This window comes from Brevibacterium sp., from assembly GCF_031179145.1.
Taxonomy (GTDB): Bacteria; Actinomycetota; Actinomycetes; order Actinomycetales; family Brevibacteriaceae; genus Brevibacterium.
The window spans coordinates 1-3,186 of record NZ_JAPSIB010000008.1; the positions used below are offsets into that span (position 1 = coordinate 1).

Genomic DNA, 3,186 nt, shown 5'->3' on the forward strand with positions numbered 1-3,186 from the left:
GACGACGGTGTTCGTGCCGGATTCTCCCATTGATGCTGCTCAGGCGCTGCGTTTGTGGGAGTTGGGGCAGAAGTCTGCCACTGCTGAGTGGACACTGCCGCCGCCGGGAACAGCGAATGACTTGCAGACTAGAGCGGAAGTCCATGGGAATGGTCTTCGCAATGCTGCCGGCGAATCTTCCGTCGGCGAGTCCTCCGGGCAGGGATCCGTGAAATATGCTGGACCGTCGGACTCGAGAGCGGTCCGCAGGATAGCGGAGCGTGTGGCGGAGAACTATCTGGCCGCGGGTGGTTCCTCTTGTGCGGGTTCTGGGCGCAGGCCCGCGCCTGAAGCCCTCCCGCGAGGAGGCACAGAGCGTCAGGGGGAGGAGTCTGTCGAGATTCGGGCTTCTGTTGGTGACGCGTCTCCCGAACCGGGCAGCGGGTGCAGGCCGCCGACGAGTTCGTTGCCCGAGATCTGTGTCAAACGCAGGTTCACTCGAACGCTTTCCAGCAGTGATCGTTTCGGCGCGCCGGTGATCGGTGCTGAGATCGTCGAATACGATCCTCTGATCGTCATGGCCACCAAGGGTATGAACATTGATGGTTCCCCGCTTTACTCGGTTTTCGCCCGGAACCGGCGGGAAGAGTTGCTGTCGCACTTGGAGGCAGCCGATGATGGTGCCACTGACTCTGGTAGCACTGATTCTGGTGCCACTGATTCTGGTGGCTCTGTTGCTGGTGCTACTGGCGGTTCGGGCGCTGTCGATAGGGGCAAGGCCCAGCCGGGCAGTCGCCCTGATCGTTCAGCCATCGATTGGGATCACAAATTCGACGACGATCCACCGCCATTCTGAAATCGACGAGTCGCGCCACTTGGTCGTCCACGTCCACTGCTGCCCGTCCGTTCAGCGCAAGCATCTGTTCATTCCAAATGAAAATCATCTCTGCCGGTGCGGTTCGACTGGTCTGACTTGAGAACCGCGAGGCGTTCTGCGCTTCAGGCGAGACGACGGGCCCGCAGCAGCGGAGGGAGGCCGAAGTAGATCGGCGGCCTGCAGACTGCTGCGGAGTTTCCAGGGAGCGCGGAGGCGCTTCGCTCGGAGGCCGCCGAGTCTTCGACCAGCGCCCAGGCGCTCTCCCAGCTGATGAGCTCGCCCGCGTGGCAGACGGGGTCGCCGCCAGAGTGTGGCGACTCGGCCCACAGCCACAAGTTCACCCCGTACTCGATGAGGGTGAGCTGGGCATTCCTCGGCCGCGTCGTGTTCTCCTTGACCAGCAACGCTCGCAGCCTCGCCGAGGCGGCTTCGAGGTCCGTCCACCCGTCGTGCCGGTGGGGCAGGAACACCCACGTCCCCCCCCCCGGGGACGTCCGCGATCGCCTCGACGGTAAGTCGATCGGGGGAGAGGACCTCGACGCCGGGACCAGGATGGAGGTTCTCGACGCTGCGGGCGGGGACGTCCGGCGGCGATTCCGGGACGCTGTCGCGATTTCGCACAGCTCCTAGGACCTCGCTGAAGCACGCGTCAACCACCTTGGCGGAGGGAGCGACGATGACGATGTGGGCGGCCTCTGCACGGAATTCGTCGATGCGCACGCGGGTCAACGGGTTGGCGCGCATCTGCGCGAGCACGTCGATCCCGTAGCCGGGCACGGGCGCCTCGGCGGCAAAGCCGATCAGCTGCGGTCGTTGGTCATCGTGTCGCATTGTCCGTCGTCCTCTCGCCGAGGTGGTGCACCGTCATCTTATTCCCCGGCCCCGCGGAGAACCGGGCGTGAGCTGGAGTTTGACCGTGACCTAACGTCAACCATTAGCGTCACAGACATGAACACGAGAAGGACGAGATCGCCGATGACGGCGGCTGAGAAGCGAGAGCAGTGGGGCTCGTTCGCCGAGAAGGAGGACGAACTCCTCGACGAAGTCGAACAGCGGTGGGGCGACACTGCGGCCTACGAGGAGTCGGCGCGGAAGGTGTCGAAGTACACGAAGGAGGATTGGGAGAGGATCAACGCGGGCAGTGCCGCGATCGAGGGGCGCATCCGTGAGCTCATGGTTGACGAGGCGGCGCCGACGAGCGAGGAGGCGATGGAGGTCGCCGAGGCGCAGAGGCAACACATCAGTCGCTGGTTCTACGCCATGGACCACGACTTCCACGTGCAGAAGAGTGAGCTCAATGTGGAAGATCCGCGATTCCGCGCAGGGATCGAGGAGAACACACGCCCGGGAGCGGCTGAGTGGCTGCAGTCTGCGATCATCGCCAATGCGGCTCGGGCCAAGCACGGCTAAGCTCGGAGCATATGCACGACACTTCCCCACGTCTCCGCACTGCCTCGATGCGACCGTGCGCTGCCTCCGGGCCTCGGAACAGGTTCGCTCTGGTCGCCTTCGCGACGACTGCCCTGCTGATCCCGATCTCCGGATGCGCAATTCTCAACGCGTCCGCCTCAACGCCGCCAGAGAGCTCGCCGGCCTCGTCCGCGACCGCGGACCCGGAGGAGCCGACCGCGGACCCGGAGGAGTCGACCCCAGACCAGGAGGAGCCGACCGCGGACTCGGAGTCGCCGCCTGCGGGCGCGGGCACGCCTGGGACCGCGCAAGCGATGCTCGCCGAGCTCGAGGTCAAGGGACGTGCACCGAAAACCGGCTACGATCCGGACCTGTTCGACTGGCGATCCGATGTCGACCACAACGGCTGCGACACCCGCAACGACGTGCTGCGCCGCGACCTCGACGCCATCACGCTGAAGAGAGATGGCTGTGTCGTCACCGCAGGGACCCTCGACGACGAGTACGCGGGACGGACCTACGCATTCGACCGCAGTCCCAACAACATCGACGTCGATCACATCGTCGCGCGGTCGAACGCCTGGCAGACCGGAGCGTTCGCGCTCGACGACGACAAGCTGCGGGAATTCGGCAACGACCCGCTCAATCTGATCGCAGTGAGCTCGAGTCTCAACCGGCAGAAGGGTGACTCGGACGCGGCGACATGGCTGCCGCCGGCCAAGGACTACCGCTGCGAATACGTGTCCAGGCAGATCGCGGTCAAGCACAAGTACGAATTGTGGGTGGTCCAGGCGGAGAAGGCGGCCATGGAGCAGGTGCTCGACACGTGCCCCGGGAAGTCTGCCTTCGACGAGGATGTGTCATGGCCAGGGCGTGGCGAAGGGGACAAAGCGCCGGAAGAGCCGAATGCTGATTCCGGC

The 3,186-nt window shown here is 64.8% G+C and carries 4 protein-coding genes; 3 read left to right on the forward strand and 1 reads right to left on the reverse strand.

The window, feature by feature from the left end:
* Nucleotides 1–835 (forward strand): hypothetical protein (locus RIT73_RS07520; protein WP_309131453.1); only part of this gene is annotated, 835 nt, incomplete at its 5' end.
* A gap of 143 nt (nucleotides 836–978) precedes the next feature.
* Here RIT73_RS07520 and RIT73_RS07525 read toward each other — a convergent pair.
* Nucleotides 979–1,326: a hypothetical protein gene (locus RIT73_RS07525; protein ID WP_309131454.1), complete on the reverse strand. Its 348-nt coding sequence runs from the start codon at nucleotides 1,324–1,326 to the stop codon at nucleotides 979–981.
* 478 nt (nucleotides 1,327–1,804) lie between these two features.
* Between RIT73_RS07525 and RIT73_RS07530 the strand changes: the two genes are divergently transcribed.
* Both RIT73_RS07530 and RIT73_RS07535 read left to right on the forward strand, forming a co-directional pair.
* The gene (locus RIT73_RS07530; RefSeq protein WP_309131455.1) at nucleotides 1,805–2,266 is read left to right on the forward strand and encodes a TipAS antibiotic-recognition domain-containing protein; all 462 of its coding nucleotides are present in this window, start codon (nucleotides 1,805–1,807) and stop codon (nucleotides 2,264–2,266) included.
* 11 nt (nucleotides 2,267–2,277) lie between these two features.
* On the forward strand, nucleotides 2,278–3,186 hold a 909-nt coding region (locus tag RIT73_RS07535; RefSeq protein ID WP_309131456.1), incomplete at its 3' end, for a DUF1524 domain-containing protein.

Bases quoted from the DNA above. Each gene is read 5' to 3' on its own strand.
- RIT73_RS07530 (WP_309131455.1), top strand. From the start codon at position 1,805: ATGAACACGAGAAGGACGAGATCGCCGATGACGGCGGCTGAGAAGCGA.